This window comes from Pseudonocardia sp. N23 (assembly GCF_002583555.1).
GTDB lineage: Bacteria > Actinomycetota > Actinomycetes > Mycobacteriales > Pseudonocardiaceae > Pseudonocardia.
Genome location: NZ_BEGX01000009.1, coordinates 1 through 17,958, shown reverse-complemented (window position 1 = coordinate 17,958; position 17,958 = coordinate 1). Strand labels below are relative to the sequence as shown.

Annotated in this window: 20 protein-coding genes; 5 read left to right on the top strand and 15 right to left on the bottom strand. The window is 73.5% G+C overall.

The features are described 5' to 3' along the window. Positions 1–72: 72 nt before the first annotated feature. From TOK_RS04520 to TOK_RS04510, 3 genes are read right to left on the bottom strand one after another with little or no spacing between them, the layout of a single operon-like run. Positions 73–276, bottom strand: a complete 204-nt coding sequence (locus TOK_RS04520; RefSeq protein WP_216361852.1) for a hypothetical protein — start codon at positions 274–276, stop codon at positions 73–75. Then, entirely contained in the window at positions 276–638 is a 363-nt protein-coding gene (locus TOK_RS33205; RefSeq protein WP_098956516.1) for a hypothetical protein, read from the bottom strand. The genes TOK_RS04520 and TOK_RS33205 overlap by 1 nt, the downstream gene beginning before the upstream one ends. Beyond that, complete coding sequence (locus tag TOK_RS04510) at positions 635–952, bottom strand: hypothetical protein (protein WP_098956515.1); 318 nt, start codon at positions 950–952, stop codon at positions 635–637. The genes TOK_RS33205 and TOK_RS04510 overlap by 4 nt, the downstream gene beginning before the upstream one ends. A 190-nt stretch (positions 953–1,142) precedes the next feature. Here TOK_RS04510 and TOK_RS04505 point away from each other — a divergent pair, with 190 nt between their 5' ends. After that, complete coding sequence (locus tag TOK_RS04505; RefSeq protein ID WP_098956514.1) at positions 1,143–1,580, top strand: pyridoxamine 5'-phosphate oxidase family protein; 438 nt, start codon at positions 1,143–1,145, stop codon at positions 1,578–1,580. A gap of 14 nt (positions 1,581–1,594) precedes the next feature. Here TOK_RS04505 and TOK_RS04500 read toward each other — a convergent pair whose 3' ends face one another. Continuing rightward, the gene (locus TOK_RS04500; protein WP_172457403.1) at positions 1,595–2,521 is read right to left on the bottom strand and encodes a LysR substrate-binding domain-containing protein; all 927 of its coding nucleotides are present in this window, start codon (positions 2,519–2,521) and stop codon (positions 1,595–1,597) included. A gap of 173 nt (positions 2,522–2,694) precedes the next feature. On the opposite strand from TOK_RS04500, the gene TOK_RS04495 reads away from it, so the two are divergent. Next, complete coding sequence (locus TOK_RS04495) at positions 2,695–3,327, top strand: ribonuclease H (RefSeq protein ID WP_098956616.1); 633 nt, start codon at positions 2,695–2,697, stop codon at positions 3,325–3,327. Positions 3,328–3,381: 54 nt separating this feature from the next. Here the strand turns inward: TOK_RS04495 and TOK_RS04490 are convergent, their stop codons facing one another. The 10 genes from TOK_RS04490 to TOK_RS04445 form a co-directional block, all read right to left on the bottom strand. Beyond that, entirely contained in the window at positions 3,382–3,576 is a 195-nt protein-coding gene (locus TOK_RS04490; RefSeq protein WP_098956512.1) for a hypothetical protein, read from the bottom strand. Positions 3,577–3,703: 127 nt separating this feature from the next. After that, positions 3,704–5,143: a gamma-glutamyltransferase gene (locus tag TOK_RS04485; protein WP_172457402.1), complete on the bottom strand. Its 1,440-nt coding sequence runs from the start codon at positions 5,141–5,143 to the stop codon at positions 3,704–3,706. A gap of 14 nt (positions 5,144–5,157) precedes the next feature. After that, on the bottom strand, positions 5,158–6,075 hold the full coding sequence (locus TOK_RS04480; RefSeq protein WP_098956510.1) for a 3-keto-5-aminohexanoate cleavage protein: 918 nt from the start codon (positions 6,073–6,075) through the stop codon (positions 5,158–5,160). Positions 6,076–6,088: 13 nt separating this feature from the next. Beyond that, positions 6,089–6,988, bottom strand: a complete 900-nt coding sequence (locus TOK_RS04475; RefSeq protein WP_098956509.1) for a cyclase family protein — start codon at positions 6,986–6,988, stop codon at positions 6,089–6,091. Continuing rightward, positions 6,985–9,438 (bottom strand): xanthine dehydrogenase family protein molybdopterin-binding subunit, encoded by a 2,454-nt coding sequence (locus tag TOK_RS04470; protein ID WP_098956508.1) that lies wholly within the window; start codon positions 9,436–9,438, stop codon positions 6,985–6,987. Before TOK_RS04470 ends, TOK_RS04475 begins: the two co-directional genes overlap by 4 nt. Beyond that, positions 9,435–9,995, bottom strand: a complete 561-nt coding sequence (locus tag TOK_RS04465; RefSeq protein ID WP_098956507.1) for a (2Fe-2S)-binding protein — start codon at positions 9,993–9,995, stop codon at positions 9,435–9,437. The genes TOK_RS04470 and TOK_RS04465 overlap by 4 nt, the downstream gene beginning before the upstream one ends. Before the next feature lies 1 nt (position 9,996). After that, positions 9,997–10,884: a xanthine dehydrogenase family protein subunit M gene (locus TOK_RS04460; RefSeq protein ID WP_098956506.1), complete on the bottom strand. Its 888-nt coding sequence runs from the start codon at positions 10,882–10,884 to the stop codon at positions 9,997–9,999. A 50-nt stretch (positions 10,885–10,934) separates the two neighbouring features. Continuing rightward, a complete protein-coding gene (locus TOK_RS04455) occupies positions 10,935–11,642 on the bottom strand; it encodes a GntR family transcriptional regulator (protein WP_098956505.1) in 708 nt (235 codons plus the stop codon). A gap of 180 nt (positions 11,643–11,822) precedes the next feature. Beyond that, on the bottom strand, positions 11,823–12,491 hold the full coding sequence (locus TOK_RS04450; protein WP_141566260.1) for a hypothetical protein: 669 nt from the start codon (positions 12,489–12,491) through the stop codon (positions 11,823–11,825). A gap of 144 nt (positions 12,492–12,635) precedes the next feature. Next, positions 12,636–13,451: an enoyl-CoA hydratase/isomerase family protein gene (locus TOK_RS04445; protein WP_098956503.1), complete on the bottom strand. Its 816-nt coding sequence runs from the start codon at positions 13,449–13,451 to the stop codon at positions 12,636–12,638. Positions 13,452–13,690: 239 nt separating this feature from the next. Here TOK_RS04445 and TOK_RS04440 point away from each other — a divergent pair, with 239 nt between their 5' ends. After that, positions 13,691–14,515 (top strand): sigma-70 family RNA polymerase sigma factor, encoded by an 825-nt coding sequence (locus tag TOK_RS04440; RefSeq protein ID WP_253258176.1) that lies wholly within the window; start codon positions 13,691–13,693, stop codon positions 14,513–14,515. Here the strand turns inward: TOK_RS04440 and TOK_RS04435 are convergent. Next, positions 14,512–15,864 (bottom strand): mycothione reductase, encoded by a 1,353-nt coding sequence (locus TOK_RS04435; protein ID WP_098956502.1) that lies wholly within the window; start codon positions 15,862–15,864, stop codon positions 14,512–14,514. The two genes, TOK_RS04440 and TOK_RS04435, sit on opposite strands and share 4 nt — an antisense overlap. 109 nt (positions 15,865–15,973) lie before the next feature. Here TOK_RS04435 and TOK_RS04430 point away from each other — a divergent pair, with 109 nt between their 5' ends. Both TOK_RS04430 and TOK_RS04425 read left to right on the top strand, forming a co-directional pair. Next, positions 15,974–17,404, top strand: coding sequence for an aldehyde dehydrogenase (locus tag TOK_RS04430; protein WP_098956501.1), 1,431 nt, complete (start codon positions 15,974–15,976; stop codon positions 17,402–17,404). Position 17,405: 1 nt separating this feature from the next. Next, a complete protein-coding gene (locus TOK_RS04425; protein ID WP_098956500.1) occupies positions 17,406–17,813 on the top strand; it encodes a tautomerase family protein in 408 nt (135 codons plus the stop codon). Positions 17,814–17,958: the final 145 nt, after the last annotated feature.

Sequence of the window (17,958 nt, the reverse complement as noted above, 5' to 3'; positions counted from 1 at the left end):
GGCACCGTCGCACCGGGCGCACCCTCACGGCCGTGCGCCCGCCGCCCCGATCACGCGGGGTCAGCACGGCGGTCATGGACGGGCCCCTGTCGCCGGGGTCGGGACGAGGAACGCGACGGCGAGCAGCGAGCCGTCGCGGTGCAGCCGGCCGAGAGCGAACCGGGGCCAGCGGGCACGCACCCGACGCGTCACCCCGGCGATGCCGAGCAGCAGGGTCCCGGTCACCAGTACGAGGGCGACGAGACCGGTCGCCCTGGCGACGTACCACGTCCACATCAGACGGTCCGATCGGCGGGCCAGCCGGCGACGACACGCACCCGGCCGGCGTCGTCGGTGAGGCGGGCGGGCAGGCCGCGGGCGGTGAGCCGGGCCGGCGCGTCGGCACCGAGAACCATCGCCGCTGTGGCGGCGGTGTTGGCCTCCAGGCAGTTCGCGGCGACGACCACGCGGCGCGACGGGTCCCACCGCAGCCGCCACCAGCCGGGTGCCGGTCCGGGTGTGCCGGTGCCGGTCCAGGGGTCGGCGTGCAGCCGTGCCGTCGCGGTCCGCAGCGCGGCAGCGTCGGTGACGACGACTCGTGCGGTCGTCCCCAGTGCGGGGAAGGCGTCGGCGGCAGGCGGCGCGAGGGCGGCGGTCACGACGCACCCGACCGCGTGTGAGAGCTGTCGCCGCTGCTGGTGCCGGGTGCCTGGGCGGATCCGAAGCCGTCGCTGGTCGCCGTCCCGTCGTCGGTCGACGTGCCGGAGTCGGTGGTGCTCGTACCGGTGGTGCCCGTGGTGGCCGACGCGGAGGTGTCGGCCGCCGCGCTCGTCGCGAAGACGGCGGCCGCGACCGCGGACAACGCCGTCGCGGACACCCCCGTCCACGCCGTCGTCCGCCGGACCCGCCGCAGCACCCGGTCACGGCGGGCTGCTCGATCGATGCCGCCGGTCGTGTTCGGGTCGTTCGTCATGGCTCCGAGGATCGGCCCGGATCCTGGGAGCCGGCTGTGCAGAACCGATGAGCCGGGGGTCGCCATCCGGGCTGTTGCCCGTGGCGGCACAGTGCGTCGCGAAACATCTATCTCCGCGCTGCCGGGGCGCGGATAGCGTCGGAACCGGCGGTTCCGTGCGGCACCGCCCACTCGACGGGGAGGACCACCGGTGGCGGGAATCGAGCTGACCGACGAGATCATCGAGCGTGTCGACGGTGCGCAGGTCGGCCGCAAGCCGATCACCGTCAGCTACGTGGGCCTCGACGACCGCCCCCACATGTCGCTGCGCGGCTCGACCCACGTCCACGGCCCCGACCAGCTCGCGATCTGGGTGCGCCACGCGAGCGGCGGGATCGTCGACGCGATCGCCCGCAACCCCGCCGTGGGCCTGCTCTACCGCGACTCGGAGGAACGCACCACCTACGTGTTCTCAGGGCGTGCCTCGGTCGCGTCCGACGACGAGACCCGTAAGACCGTCTTCGACGCCTCCCCGGAGTTCGAGCGCGACCACGACCCCGAGCAGGCGGGCGTCGCCGTGATCATCGAGCTCGACGAGGTGAAGGGCGGCACCGTGGGCGGCACCCAGGTGTCGATGAGCCGCGAGTAGCCGCGCGGGCGGGGTCAGCCCGTCCGCGCCGCCGTCGCGACCTCGGCGCCCAGCCACCGCCGGAACGCCTGCAGTGCACGACGGTCCGCCCGTTGCGACGGCGAGTACAGCGAGAACTCGGCGACCGGGCCGGCCGGGACGCGGACCGCGCCGAAGGGCTGCACCAGCCGCCCCGTCGCCAGCTCGGGTTCGACGAGCGTCGCCGGCAGCAGCGCCACACCCTGCCCCGACACGGCGGCCCGGCACGCCAGCGCCGCGTCGCCGTAGGCCGGGCCGCTGCGTGCGGTGAGGTCGGGAAGCCCGGTCGCGACGAGCCAGCGCTCCCACACGCCGGTCGCGTCGAAGCTGCGCAGGAGGTCGTGCCCGCGCAGGTCGGCGGGCGCGGTCAGCGGGTGCCGGGTGAGGTAGCCGGGGCTGCACACGCAGACGAGCGGCTCGGCGATCAGCAGCACGTCGTCGTAGCCGGGGACGGGTGCGCTGCCGGGACGGATCTCGGCGTCGACGTCGTGGCGGCCGAAGTCGGCGGGACTGCTCGACGTGGTGAGCCGCAGCGCGACCCACGGCTGCCCGCGGTGGAACCAGCCCAGCCGCGCCACCAGCCAGTTGGCGACGAGGGCGTCGGCGCGGACGGTCAGGATCGTCTCGTTGCGGCGCGGGCAGGTGAGCTGGTCGGTGGCCGCGACGAGGCCGTGCAGGTGCTCGGTGACGGCGTCGAGGTAGCGGCTGCCCTCCGGGGTGAGCCGGATCGAGCGGGCTGCGTGGACGAACAGCGCCACTCCCAGCGACGACTCGAGCTGACGCAGCTTCCGGCTCACCGCGCTCGGGGTGACGTCGAGCTCCGCGGCCGCACCGCGGACGCTCTGCAGCCGGCCGGCGGCCTCGAAGCTGCGCAGCGCCGTGAGCGGCGGGAGCCGGTGCAGGACAGGCGGCGTCGCGTCCACGCCCGGATCGTCGGGCGGCGCCGCGGGTCTGTCAACGCATGTTGTGCGCGGTGATGACCGGCACCGCCGGTTTCGCCCTCGCCGGCCAAAGACGGACGCGTGTGGGCACGCGAGGATGCGCACCCACCGCGAGCGGGGGCGAGCCGGCCGCCTCCTAGGGTGGACGGGTGCCGATGACCGCGAAGTACGCCACCTCGTGCGGCGTGTGCTCCTCCGCCATCTCACCCGGCGAGCAGATCGCCCGCTCCGGCGAACGGTGGGCGCACGTGGCCTGCGCGGGCAGCAGCGAGGCAGCCCAGCCGGCCGCGGCCGGCGCGTCGAAGCCGGTGCCCGCCAAGCGGACCCGGCCCGTCCGGCCCGACATGCCCGCACCCGACGGCGCGCTCGAGGTCTGGACCGACGGCGCCTGCTCCGGCAACCCCGGCCCCGGCGGCTGGGCCTGGGCCACCCGCGACGGGCGCCGCGACAGCGGGGGAGAGAACCCCTCCACCAACCAGCGCATGGAGATCCGCGCCGCCCTCGAGGCCGTGCGGGCCCTCGACGGCCCGCTCGTCGTCGTCAGCGACTCGACCTACGTCGTGAACTGCTTCCGCGACCAGTGGTGGAAGGGCTGGATCGCGCGTGGCTGGGTGACCAGCGCGCGTAAGCCCGTCATCAGCAGGGACCTCTGGGAGCCGCTGATCACGCTCGTGAACGAGCGCGGCGACGTCTCGTTCCGCTGGGTGAAGGGCCACTCCGGCGACGAGATGAACGATCTCGTCGACGCGCTCGCGGTCGAGCAGTCCCACACGATGGCGGGAGGCTGAGCCGCAGCCTCGGGTCTCGGGGTTCCGACATCCGCCGCCATGTCCTGGGAGCCGTCAGCCGCCTCGCGGCCACGCCTGCCGGGCGTGCCCGTGGCGTCGGCGCTCCACCCCTCGGTCGACCAGCGCGAGCGCGATGTGACCACGGCGCGCGCGGCCGGGGGCGTGGCGGGCGCGCCGCCGGAACGCGCTGAGCAGGACGGCGAGCAGAACGACGACGCCTGCGCCGAGCACGACGAGCTGGACCGACATGGTTGATGTCCCGTGTTTCCCGAGGCCTTCGTGATGGTGGCGTGTGGGACGTACTTCGTCGGCAGTCACGTCCGGCGTTACACCGTTCGGCTCTGACGGCGACGGCGACGGCGGATGGCGCAGGGGGTCACCAGGTCAGGGACACCGACTCCCGGCGCGGGTCGGCCGCGGCGACGGTGCCGCCGTCCCCGATGCCCGCGGCGACCATCGAGCCGAACACGTCGGAGGCGTAGGGCCGGGCGACGAGCTGGTGGCCGCGGCGGGCCAGCGCGTTGCCGAGGGGATGGCCCGCCTCGACGAGCAGGTTGCCGTCCTCGCTGCGCCAGCGGTGCGCGGCGAGCGCGTCGTCCAGCGCGCGGCCGGCCCGGAGCCGGGCGAGGACCTGCAGCAGGGTCTGGACCTGGCCGTCGGCCCCTGGGGTGGACAGCGCCAGCGCCGACCCGTCGGGACGGGTGGTGAGGCTCGGGGCGAGCGTGTGCACCGGCCGGGTGCCGGGTCGCGGGGCGTTGGCGCCGCCGGTGAAGCCGTCGGCCCGGTTGTTGAGGAAGATCCCCAGCTCCGGGACGTACACGCCGGAACCGAAGCCGTCGAACACCGAGACCAGCGACGACACGACCCAGCCGTCGGCGTCGGCGGTGGCGACGCCCGCGGTGTGCAGGTAGGAGCGTGGCCCGCCCGGGTGCACGGCCGCGCGCTCGGTGTCGACGTCGAGGGCCTCACCGAGCAGCTCGGCGCCACGGGCGGCGCAGTCGTCGCGATGGGCGAAGACCTCGCCGATGACCTCGACCATGACGTGGTCGCGGAGATCGCCGTCGATGTCCTCCCAGCGGCCGTCGAGCCACTGCAGCGCCATCGCGAGCAGCACGCCCTGGCTGGCCGGCGGCTGCACGTGGACGGTCGCGCCGTCCCAGGCCACGGCGACGGGGTCGACGAGCATCGAGGCGTGGTCGTGCAGGTCGGCGGGTGCGAGCGAGCCTCCCGCGGCGACGACGGCCCGGGACACGGCATCGGCGGCCTCGCCCTGGTACAACGCGCCGGGCCCCGTCTGCGACGCCCGGTCGAGGAGGTCGGCGAGGGCGGCCTGGGTCCACCGGTCGCCGAGGGCGACGTGGAGCACCGGGCAGCCGGGCGACACCGCGGCGAGCCGCGCGCCGTGCAGCGTCAGGGCCGAGACCAGCGCCTCGCCGACGACCATTCCGTCGCGGGCGAGGCGGGTCGCCGGTTCGAGGACCTCGCGCAAGGGCAGCACGCCGTGCCGCTCGTTCAGGTCGGCCCAGCCGGCGAGCGCGCCGGGGACCGTGACGGAGTTGCCGACGCCGGGCCCGCCGAGCGTCGGCCACTGCGCGGGGGAGCGGCCGGTCCCGTTGACCGCCGACACCGTGCCGTCGGGGGCGCGAACCAGGGCCAGCACGTCCCCGCCGACGCCTGCCGCGTTCGGCATCGCCACGCAGATCACCGACTGGGCGGCGATCGCGGCGTCGACGGCGTTGCCGCCGCGCCGCGCGACGTCACGCGCTGCCGCGGCGGCGAGAGGGTGGGCAGCGGCGACGGCACCGGATCGACTCACGTCGCCGACCCTACTTACGCTCCTCTCAGCCCCAGGTATTCGCGTGCCTCGGCGGGGGAGGCCGGGGTGCGGTCGAACAGCGCCGCCAGGTCGACGACCTTGGTGACGAGGTCGGAGTTGGACTTCGCCTGCTCCCCGCGGCGGACCCGGAGGTTGTCCTCCAGCCCGACCCGCAGGTTCCCGCCCATGACCAGCGCCAGCGCCGCCACCTGGTACTGCCCCGGATAGCCGATGCCGGCCGCCGACCACGTGAACCCGCCGACCCCGAACAGCCGCTCCGCGGTGCGCACCATGTGCACGAGCTGGTCGGCCTCGACGGCGTTGGCGCCCAGCACCCCCAGCACGAACTGCAGGTTGAACGGCGCCTCCAGGATGCCGTCGGCCACCAGCCGCCGGACGTTGTAGAGCTGGCCGACGTCGTAGATCTCGATCTCCGGCCGGGTCCGCGCCGCCTTCATCAACCCCGCCAGGTACTCCATGTCGGAGAACGTGTTGCGGAAGACGTAGTCGCGGGTGCCCTCCAGGTACTCGCGCTCCCAGTCCTGCAGGTCCAGGTCGCGGCGGGCCACGGGGTAGAGCCCGAAGTTGAAGCTGCCGGCGTTGAACGTCGCCATCTCCGGTTCCAGCGCGGGCACCACGGCTGCCCGCTCGGTGATGGTCATGCCGCGCCCGCCGCCCGTCGTCGGCTGCAGGACGGCGTCGGTGCGTTCCCGCAGCCCGGCGACGACCCGGGTGAACAGCTCGACGTCCTGCACCGGGCGTCCCGTCGCCTCCTCCCGGACGTGCAGGTGCAGCACCGCCGCCCCCGCTTCGGCCGCGGCGACGCCCTCCTCGACGATCTGGGCCACCGTGATCGGGATGGCCGGGCTCTGCGCCGGGACGGTCATGCCCCCGGTGAGCGCGCACGTGACGATGACCTTGCCGGAGTCCATCGCAACCCCCTTCTCAGACGACCGCGAGCGGGTCGACCATCGAGCCGGTCGCGCCGGCGATCTTCAGCGGGAGCGCGACGAACAGGAACTCGTACACCCGTGCTGCCGCGAGCTCCTCCAGGTCGAGGCTCTCCATGATGTAGACGCCGTTGTCCACCAGCAGGTGCACGTGCACCGGCTGGGGGTTCGCGGGCGAGCCGGGGTCGGGTGCGGGCTGGACCTCGAAGGTCTCGGTGTCGCTGCCCGCGGCGATGACCCCGCGCTCGGTGAGCATCCGCGCCACGGAGATGTCCGGCCCCGCGGTGCGGTGTTCGGCCATCCGCGCCTCGTCGGGCCACTTGCCCATGTAGCCGGTGCGGAACAGCACGACGTCCCACTGCTCGATCGTCACGCCCTGGGCGGCGCAGATGTCCTGCACCTCCGCGGCGTCGACGGCCGCTCCGGCGGGCAGCGCGTCGACGCCGCGGTGCGCCGCCAGGTCGAGCAGCACACCGCGGGTGAACATCGCCGGCATGCTGGACGCGTCGCCGACGGTCGGGCCGAAGTCACCCAGGTGCTCGGTGGCGTTGGCGCCGCCGTACCAGCGGTTCTCGTCGCCGATCGTGATGTGCGCCAGCGCGTCGACGTGGGCGCCGGAGTGCACGGTCCCCGACACGATCTCGGTCATGCAGCCCAGGCCGACCTCGTTGGGGTGGGGCGCCCACAGGTTCTGTCCGGCCGAGCGCAACCCTTGCGGCGTCCGGTAGGTCGTCACCTGGAACTGCGGGTGCCCCGGGAACAGCGGCATCCCCGGGAACCGGGTCGCGGCGAGCGAGAACGACCGGCCGGTGCGGGCCAGGCCCGCCGCCCGGGCCCGCACCGCGTCGGGGACGTCGGCGGCGGGCCCGGCAGCGGGCGGGCGGGTGGTGGTCACGGGCGGCCCTCCCGCGCGCCCGCGACCATGCCGACGACACGCTCGGGCGTCATCGGCAGCTCGTCCACCCACACCCCGAGCGGCTTGAGCGCGTCGTCGACGGCGCTCGCAATGGCGGTCGGGGCCACCAGCCGGCCGCCCTCGCCCGCACCCTTCACGCCGTACTCGGTGAACGGCGACGGCGTCTCCAGGTGCTCGACGACGATCTCGGGCACCTCGTGCATGCTCGGCATCAGATACTCGCGGAACGTCGGGGTGTCGAGCGACCCGTCCTCGCCGTAGCGGTACTCCTCCATGAGCGCCGCCCCGATTCCCTGGACGATCCCGCCGACGATCTGCCCCTCGACCAGCGTCGGGTTCATGAGGGTGCCGCAGTCGTTGACGGCGTAGTAGGCGCGCAGCGTCACCACACCCGTCTCCGGATCGACCTCGACGATCGGGATGTGGCAGGCGTGGGACACCATCGGGTAGAAGGCGCCCATGTCCTTGCGGTCGGCCGACGGGGGTGTCGAGTAGGGGTGGTCGTAGGTATGCACCGCGACCAGGCCGCTCGACTCCTCCTCGGGGGTGTCGTGGAAGAACAGGTGCGCCCGCATCCCGATCTCGGCCATCGACATCGAGGTACTCGGGGCACCCTTGGCGCGGAACGTCCCGTCGACGCACTCGACGTCGTCGGGGTCCATCTCCATGGCGTGCGCGGCGATCCGGATCATCTTGTCCCGGATGGTGCGCGACGCCCCGCGGGTTGCGCCGGACAGCATGATCGTGAGCCGGCTGCCGCCCGGCCCGGCCGACATCGCCCCGGTCGTGGAGTCGGCGTAGGTGACCGAGACGTCGGCGGGGTCGATGCCGAACTCCTCGGCGACGACCTGGCTGACGACGGTCTCGGGGCTGTTGCCCCACAACGGGCAGCCGATCTCGACCCGCACCCCGCCCATGGCGTCGACGTCGAGCTTGACGCTCTCGGGCGTGCTCGTCGCGGGCAGCGGCGGGTTGTCGTAGAGGAACCACCACTCCGACGCGTTGTAGCCGGTGCGTTCCTGGCAGGTCGCGAGCCCGATGCCCAGGTAGCGGCCCTCGGCGCGCAGCCGTTCCTGCTCGGCCCGCCACTTGTCGATGCCCGCGATCTCCAGCGCCCGGTCGAGGACCGCGGCGTAGTCGCCGGAGTCGTAGACGTTGCCCGGCGGGGTCTTGAACGGGAACTGCTCGGGCGCGATGAAGTTGCGTCGCCGGATCTCGGCCCGGTCGATGCCCAGCTCCTCGGACGCCTTGTCGACGAGCCGCTCCAGCACGAAGTTGCCCGGGTCGGCACCGGCGCCGCGGAAGAAGCCCTGTTGCACCTTGTTGGTGAGCACGCACGACACGTCGTAGCGCAGGCTGCCGATCCGGTACGGGCCGGTGGGCTGGGCCATGGCGTTGCCGTGCTGGCCGTGGGCGAACTGGAAGTACGCACCGTAGTCGTCGATGATCCGCAGTGTCAGCGAGATCATCTCGCCGTCCTCGGTGAGGGCGAGCTCGGCATCGTAGATGCGGTCGCAGCCGACGTTGTCGTTGGCCGAGATGTTGTCGACGCGGTCCTCCAGGTACTGCACGGGTCGGCCCGTCGCCTTCGTCAGCGCCCCGGCGATCGCGAGCACCTTGGTGATGAAGTGCTTGCTGCCGAAGCTGCCGCCGACCGCGCAGGGGATCATCCGCAGCCGGTTCGTCGACACCCCGAGCATCCCGGCGAACGCCCACGGCAGGAAGTTGTGGAAGTTCGAGTTCGAGTACACGGTCATCGACTGGTCGAACGGGTTCCACGACGCCACCGCGCCCGCGGTCTCCATCGGCTGCGCACCCATCCGGTGCCAGCGCGCCCGGGTCCGCACGACGGTGTGTGCGCGGGCCACGTCGGCGTCGACGTCACCGAAGTCGAGGGTGCGGTGGAACGCGACGTTGGAGTCGAGCGTCTCGTGGATGCGCGTCGCGTCCGGCGCCATCGCGGCCTCGGGGTCGACGACCGCGGGCAGCACCTCGTACTCGACCTTGATCGCCGCGCACGCGTCCTCGGCGACGTAGCGGTCGGTCGCGGCGACGATCGCGACCGCCTCGCCGGGATAGCGCACCCGTTCGATCGCGATCGCGGTCTGCGGAACCGGTTCGGCGCAGAACGCCGGCATCGGGTTGACCAGCTCGGCGGCCTGCGCCCCGGTGAGCACCGCGGCGACACCGGGGATCGCCTCGGCGGCGCTCGTGTCGATGGAGACGATGCGGGCGTGGGCGTGGGGGCTGCGCAGCACCGCGCCGTGCAGCATCCCCGGCAGCGCGACGTCGCCGACGTAGACGGCGCGCCCGGCCAGCAGCTTCGGGTCCTCCTTGCGCAGGACGCTGCGCCCGACCCAGCGGCGGCCGCCGTTCTCGCGGGGGGAGCCGGTGGTGTCGGTCGTGGGACGGTCCTCGACGGTGCTCATGCCTGTGCCCCGTTCGTCGTCGTCGCGGTGGTCGTCGCGGTGGTCGTCGCGGTGGAGTTCCTGTCGGCGGTCATGGTCCGGCCCGCCGCGCACACCGACCGGACGATGTTCTGGTAGCCGGTGCAACGGCACAGGTTGCCGCCCAACGCCTCCCGGACCTCGTCGGGATCCGGTTCGGCCGTGCGTTCGAGCAGCTCGCAGGCACCCATCAGCATCCCGGGGGTGCAGAAGCCGCACTGCAGGCCGTGGTTCTCGTGGAACGCCTGCTGGATCGGGTGCAGGGTGCCGTCGGCGCCGGCCAGCGACTCGACGGTCCGCACCGCCGCACCGTCGAGCTGCGCGGCGAAGACCAGGCACGAGCGGGTGGCGGTGCCGTCGACGAGCACGGTGCACGCCCCACACACGCCCTGCTCACAGCCGATGTGGGTGCCGGTGAGCTCGAGGTCGCCGCGCAGCAGGTCGGCCAGCAGCGTCCGTGGCTCGACGAGCAGGTCGTGGCGGACGTCGTTGACGGTGAGCCCGATACGGATCTTCTCGGGGGCGGTCGTCTCGCCCATGTCAGGCCTCCCCGGCCGCTCGGTGGACGGCGGTGCTCACAGCACGGCCGGTGAGGATGCGTGCGAGATGGCGCCGGAAGTCGGGCGAGCCGTGGCAGTCCCCGCGGGGGGACAGGCCGTCCGCGGCCCGGGCCGCCGCCTCGGCGACCGCGTCGGCGCCACCGTCGGAACCGGTCAGGGCGTCCTCGGCGGCGCGGGCGCGCACGGGCCGCTCGTCGGCGCCGCACAGCGCGATCCGCGCGCTGCTCACGCGCCCGTCGTCGCTGCGAGTCACGACGGCGGCGACGCCGCACACCGGCAGGTCGCCGTGGCGGCGTGCCACCTCGACGAACGCGCTGCCCGTGCCCGGTGGGGAGCCGGGGACCTCGATCGCGACGACCATCTCGCCGGCGTCGAGGGCGTTGGTGAAGGCGCCGGTGAAGAAGTCGTCGGCCTCGATGGTCCGTTCGCCCGCGCGGCTGCGGACGACGACGCGGCCGTCGAGGGCGAGCAACGCCGTCGGCAGCTCGGCCGACGGGTCGGCGAACGCGACGCTGCCGACGACCGTCCCACGGCTGCGCACCGGTGCGTGCGCGACGTGGGCGCCGGCCTCGACGAGCAGCGGGGCGTGCGCCGCGACGTCGGGGGAGAGCTCGCTGGTGCGCTGGCGCACCGTCGCGCCCAGCCGCAGTGTCGCGGGACCCGAGCCGTTGGTCACGGCGAGCGAGTCGAGGCCGGGTACCCGGTTGATGTCGACGACGACCGCGGGGCTGGCCAGTCGTGCGTTCATGAGTCGGACGAGGCTCTGGCCGCCGGCGAGCACGCGCGCGTCGGCGCCGTGTTCGGCGAGCTGGTCGAGTGCCTCGTCGAGGTCGCGCGGTGCCAGGTAGGCGAACGCCGCAGGCTTCACTCCACACCTCCTTGTGCGGGGAACTGCATGGCGACCGGGGGTGAGTCCGGTCAGTCGGGACGTGCTGTCTTCTCGATCTTCTCGGGGTCGTCGTGCTCGGTCCGGGTCTTCTCCGCGAAGGCCAGCGCGCCGAAGTGCTCGATGTGGTGGCGCATCTCCTTGCCCGCGAGGGCGGGGTCGTGCTGGCGCAGTGCCTGCAGGATCGGCACATGGGACTCGACGATGTCGGTGAGCCCCACCCGGACACGGGTGTAGGTGACGAGCGCGCGGATCTCGGCGTGCAGCGAGCGCCACACGTCGAGCAGCAGGGCGTTGTCGGCGGCCTCGAAGACGAGCTCGTGGAAGCGGGCGTCGTGCACCAGCACCGCGTGCACGTCGTCGTCGCGGGTCGCGGCCCGCATCGCCTCGATCTCGTCGTCGAGCAGCGCCAGCGTCTCGTCGCCGACCAGCGGTGCCGCCGCCCGGCCCGCGACCTCTTCCAGCGCGGCCCGCACCGGGTACATCTCGGCGAGCTCGCGCTCGGAGATGAGCCTGACCCGGACCCCGCGGTGCGGGAAGCTCTCGACGAACCGCATGGCCTCCAGGTCGCGGAGAGCCTCGCGGACCGGGGCCTGGCTGACCCCGTACTCCTTCATGACGTGGCTCTCGACGATGCGCTCACCGGGGGCGAACTCCCCGTCGAGGATGCGGGCGAGCAGGCGCTCCCGGAGCTGCTCGCGCAGTACCGCGCGAGCCAGTCCACCGGTACCGTCGGCCACCCTGCCTCCCCGGAAGTGTGCGCGCCGTCACGTCCGTGCTCGATTATCGATAATCGAGGACCGGGGTCAAGACATCGATCGCCCACTCCGCGGCGCAAGAACGCGGATGCGGAACGACGGCCTAAGTCCGCGCCGCAGATCGGGATCCGGATGCGGCGAACGGTCGGAGCGGCGAGGCGGTCAGGCCCGGCGGCGTCGCTCCTCTTCGCGACCACGGACCCGCAGCCACGTCAGACCGCCCCCGGCCAGCCCACCGGCCAGCGCGACGATGATGAGGATCTCGGTGCGCGGCTTCGCCTCCGCGACGGCCGAGCCGTCGGGGGGGTTGGTCACCTGCACCACATACGCGCCCGCGGCCAGCCGGATCGCCGGCCCCGCCTTGTCGATGACCGTCGCGGCGACGGCCTCGGCCCCCGACGGCGACGGCGCGGTCGAGGAGATGTCGATCAGCGCGGTGTTGGCGCCGGTGGCGCCGGCCGTCCCGGGCGCGACCGTGACCTCGACGCGATCGGGGGCCACCCCGGCCGCGGCCGCCGCGGGGACCAGCCACTGCTGCTGGCGCAGCACCACGATCGCGACCGCCGTCGCGCGCCCGTTGCCGATGTCCTTCCACGCGTCCGACGCCTGCTGCGCCGTCAGGCCCTGCGCCGGGACCAGCGCGATCGTCGCCGACGCGGTGTAGGCGGGGCGCGCGGCGCCGAGCGCCACGAACGTCGCCACCGCGGCGACCACCGCCGTCACGATCGCGACCACGGCCACGACGATGCGCGAGCGCCGCGACAGCGGCACCCGGCCCCAGCGCGGCTGCGGCCCCGACGTGTCGGGGCGGGCTCCCGCGGGGGCGCTCACGCCGGCCGGCCGGGGCGGACGGGGGCCGTGGTCACTCGCAACACCCGTCCGAGGGTATTCGCCCTGCCCGGCGGCCCCCGTCCGCCCCCCGCCCGTGCGAGCGGGCCGGCGGCTCCGCCCGCCCCTCACGAGTGGTTCACGGGCTCAGGGGTTCTGCCGGTTGAACTCCGCCGGGCGCTTCTCGACGAATGCCGCCACACCTTCCTTGACGTCGGGCCCGGCCTGCAGCCCGACCGCCGCCCAGTAGTTCGTCGCCAGGCTCGACGCGAGGTCGACCTGCCACGCCGAGCGCAACGACATCTTCGTCATCTCCACCGCGCGCCACGACCACGCAGCGATGCGTGACGCCGTGCCCACCGCGTCGTCGATCAGCGCCTCCGGCTCCACCACCCGGTTGACCAGCCCGATCTGCAATGCCCGCGCCGCGTCGATGACGTCGCCGGTCAGCGCCAGCTCGGCCGCCAGCCCCGGTCCGACGAGCCGCGGCAGGAACCAGGTGCCACCGTTGCCCGGCGGCAGGCCCAGCCGGATGTAGGTCTCGCCGAACTTCGCGGCCGTCGACGCCACCCGGATGTCGCAGGCCAGCGCCAGGTCGAACCCACCCGCGGCGGCACCGCCGTTGACCGCGGCGATCACCGGCAGCCGCGACGCGACGATCCGCTCGATCACAGGGAAGATCACCCGCGCGTTGTAGGGCTCGCCGGTGCGCGGCATCTCCTCGGCGAGGTAGCGGTTCATCTCCTTGAGGTCGGCGCCCGCGCAGAACTGCCGCCCGGCGCCGGTCAGCACGAGCGCCCGCACCGACAGGTCCTCCTCCAGCGCCGTGAGCGCCTGCACCATGTCGCGGGCCAGCTCCGGGACGACGCCGTTGGCGCTGTCCGGGCGGTTGAGGGTCACCAGCACGACGCCGTCGGCGACGTGCTCGGTGAACAGGGTCTCGTAGTCGACGCGCTCGCTCATCACCGCAGGCTACGACGGGAGACGTCACGTCACCGGCCCGTTCGGACCGGCTCCGCCGCACTCGCCGCGGCACTCGTCGCCGTCCGCCGTTCGCCGCGCGCCTGACCGTCCCGCGCACGACAGGCCTGTCGGCGTGGCGCGCCGTCGGCACCACTTGTACGGTCGTGGGCAGTACGAACCGACACCGTCCTCGAGGTGCAGCCAGTCGCCTCCCACGTCCGTGACGATGGGGAGGGCCCGTGGCCACCACCGACGAGATCACGCCGTCCCCGCAGGTCGCACCGCTGCCGGAGGCCGACGGGCCGACGCCCAGCGAGTACGCGCGCCTGGTCGAACCGATGAGCCGCATGGCCGCGCTCCCGCGTTCGGACCCGCGCCGCCGCGTCCTGCGCGACGAGATAGTCCTCGCCCTGCTCCCGCTGGTCCGCCACATCGCGCAGCGCCACGCCGCCGGCCATCCCGCGGGCTACGAGGAGCTGGTGCAGGTCGGCAGCGTCGGCCTGCTCGGCGCCGTCGACCGCTGGGACCCCGACCGCGCCGGCGGTGATCTGCTCGGCTACCTCGTGCCCTGCGTGCGTGGGGAGATGCTGCGGTTCTTCCGCGACCGGACCTGGGCGACCCGGGTGCCGCGCCGCCTCAAGGACCTCAGCGTCGCGATCAACAGGGCGACCGGTCCGCTGTCGCAGGAGCTGGGCCGCTCCCCGCGCCCCAGCGAGCTGGCCACGCACCTCGGTGTCGACGTCGGTGAGGTCGTCGAGGCGCTCACCGCCAAGGCAGGGCACCACGCCGACACCCTCGACCCCGTCGACAACGAGCCCGGAACCGGTGTGGCACATCGGCTCGGCAGCCTCGACGCGGAGCTCGACCACGTCGAGGACCGGCACGCGCTGCGGCCCCTGCTCGACGCGCTTCCCGAGCGTGAACGCACGATCCTGGTCCTGCGGTTCTTCAAGGACATGACCCAGACCCAGATCGCCGAGGAGGTCGGCATCTCGCAGATGCACGTCTCCCGGCTGCTGACGCGCACCCTGCAGCAGCTGCGCACCGGCCTCGCGGACCCCTAGAGAACCGCCTCCAACGCCTGCTGCACCACCTCGGTGAGTGCCGGGTGGATCCAGTACGGGCGCTCGACGAGGGTGCGGGCGTCGAGGTCCAGGGTCATGGCCAGCACCAGCGGCTGGATCAGCGTCGACGCCTGCGGGCCCAGGACGTGCGCGCCCAGCAGCCGTCCGGTGCCCGGCTCGGCGAGGACCTTGGCGAAGCCCGTCGTGTCCTCCATGGCCCAGCCGTAGGCGACGTCGGAGAAGCGGGTCAGCCCGAGCCGGAACGGCGTCCCGGCGTCGGTGAGCTCCTGCTCGGTGGCGCCGACGGACGCGATCTGCGGGCTGGTGAAGATCGCCGACGGCACGGGGGCGTCGCCGGTCGAGCGCGGGTCGTCGGGATGGCGGAGGTTGTGGCGCACCACGTCGGCCTCGCGGTTGGCGACGTGCTTGAGCGGCACCGCGGTGCAGACGTCGCCGAGTGCCCACACGCCCTCGGCAGTGGTGCGCTGATGCTCGTCGACGACGATCCGCCCGTCGTCGTGGACGTCGATGCCGGCGGTGTCGAGATCGAGCCCGTCGCCGTTGGGCACGCGCCCGACGGCGACGAGCAGCATGTCGGCCTCGACGGTCGTGTCGTCGTCGAGCGTGAGCACCAGCGCCCCCGGCGTGCCGGACACCGACGTGACCTCGCGGCCCAGCCGGACGTCCCACTCCTTCGAGGCGAGCTCGGTGAACTCGCGGGAGATCAGCACGTCCTGCCCGGCGAGCAGGGCGTCGGCCATGTCGATCATCGTGATCGCGCTGCCCGCGGCGGCGAACACGTGCGCGAGCTCCGCGGCGATGTAGCCGCCGCCCAGGACGGCGAGCCGCCGCGGCGGTTCGTCGATGCGCATGACGGTCTCGGACGTCTCGTAGGGGAGCCCCGAGTCGGCGACGGGCGGGGGCACCAGCGGGCGGGACCCGGCTGCGACGACGATCCGGTCGGCGCTCACCGCGGCGCCCCCGACGTCGAGGGTGCGGGGGCCGGTGAAGCGGGCGTGCGTGTCGTAGACGGTGATCCACGGGGTGTCCTCGCGGCCGGCCCTGCCGTCGCGGGCGACAGGGTCGAGCCGGCCGAATACCCGGTCACGCAGATCGCGCCAGCGCACACCGCGCAGGTCGGCGTCGACGTCGAGACGTCCGGAGCCGGCGACGTCGTCGGCCAGGTCGGCCGCGCGGACCAGCATCTTCGTCGGAATGCAGCCGACGTTGAGGCAGGTGCCGCCGAACCGGCCCTCCTCGACGATCGCGACGTCGAGGTCGGCGAACGAGTCGTCGACGACGGTGTTGCCCGACCCGGCGCCGATGACGAGGAGATCGTGGTGCCTCATCCGGGCAGGCTATGGCCGGTCGGGCCCACCCACCACCGGAGGCGGACCGTTCCGCTGATCCGAACGCGTCCCTTCCCACGGCGCCTGGGCCGGTGCGAGCGTCACTGCCATGAGCGAACGGTTCGGGCACGTCATCGACGGTGAGGAGCGCGCGTCGCTCGACGGCGCGGAGTTCGACTCCGTCGACCCCTACACGCAGCAGCCGTGGGCCACGGTCGCCCTCGGCGGAGCGCCCGAGGCCGACCTCGCGGTCGCGTCGGCGCGGCGGGCTTTCGACGAGGGCCCGTGGCCGCGGATGGGCTTCGCCGAGCGCGGCGCGCTGCTGCACCGCTTCGCCGACCGCATCGAGGCGAACATCGACGAGCTCGCCCTGGCCGACACCCGCGACATGGGCAAGCCGGTCGCCGACGCCAGGAGCAAGGACGTCCCGCGCACGGCGCAGAACATCCGGTTCTTCGCCGACCACGCCCGCCTGTCGTCGGCCGAGACCTACCCGGCCGACACCGGCCACCACGCCTACTCACGCTACGAACCGGCGGGTGTCGTCGCGGCCATCGCGCCGTGGAACTTCCCGATGATGCTGGAGAGCTGGAAGTTCGCGCCCGCACTCGCGTGGGGCAACACCGTCGTCCTCAAGCCGGCGGAGGACTCGCCGGTCTCGGCGACGCTGATGGCGCGGCTCGCGCTCGAGGCCGGGATCCCGCCCGGGGTGTTCAACGTGCTGCACGGCTACGGGACCGACTCGGCGGGCTCGGCGCTGACCGAGGACCCGCGGGTCGACCGGATCACCTTCACCGGCGAGTCCGGCACCGGGCGGGCCATCACCGCCGCGGCGGCCCGCAACCTGACCCCGGTCAGCCTGGAGCTGGGGGGTAAGGGCGCCAACCTCGTCTTCGACGACGCCGACCTCGGCACCGCCGTCGACTGGTCGATCAAGGCGATCTTCACCAACGCCGGGCAGGTCTGCCTCGCGGGCTCGCGGCTCTACGTGCAGCGCCCGGTGCTCGACGAGTTCCTCGACCGCTTCGTCGCCGCCGCGGAGAAGCTCGTCGTCGGCGACCCGAAGGAGACCGGCACCCAGATCGGCCCACTGTCGTCGCAGGTCCACCACGCGAAGGTCACCGGCTACGTCGACGACCCGGGCGGCACGATCCTCACCGGCGGCCGCGGCGACGGGCTGTTCGTGCACCCGACCGTCGTCGTCGACGTCGCGGCGGACTCGCGGATCCAGTGTGAGGAGATCTTCGGGCCGGTCGTCACGGTGACGCCGTTCGACACCGAGGACGAGGCCGTCGCCGCCGCGAACTCCAGCCGCTACGGGCTCAACGCCATGGTCTTCACCGAGAACCTGTCGCGGGCGCACCGCGTGTCGGCGCGGCTGCGCGCCGGCACGGTGTGGACGAACTGTTTCTTCGTCCGCGACCTGCGGGCCCCGTTCGGCGGGTTCGGCGACTCCGGATGGGGACGTGAGGGCGGCACCTTCAGCCGCGAGTTCTTCACCGAGCCCAAGGCCGTCGTGATGGCGATCGACGGCGGCTGACGTGCCGATCTTCGAGGTGCACGTGGTGGCGGACCGGCACCCGCCCGAGCGCCTCGACACGCTGCTGCGGGAGCTGTCGGCCCGCTACGCCGAAGTGCTGGAGTCACCTGTCGAACGGGTGCGGGGGTTCGTCACCGCACACCGGGCCGAGCACGTCAGCGCGGGCGGGGTGACCGGGGCGGAGGCGCCGTACGCGACGGCGCTGGTGCTGCGCGGGCGCCCCGCCGAGCAGCGGCACCGGCTCATCGCCGCGTTCACCGACGTGCTCGTCGACGTCCTGGGTGCGGCGCGGGGCTCGGTCCGGGTCCGGATCGAGCAGGTCGACCCGGACGACTGGGGCATCGCCGGTGTCCCGGCCGCCGCGGCGCGGGCAGCGGAGATCGCCGCACGGGCCGGCGGGCAGCCCTGATCCGGTACGGGACGCGACGGACCCGTCGCCCCGTGCACCGGATCGCCGCCGGGACCAGAACAGGCTGCCGGGATCAGATCAGGCCGCCGGGGACGCTCCTATGGTTCGTCAAGCTCTTGAGGTGACCGGTGGATGTTCGAGCTGT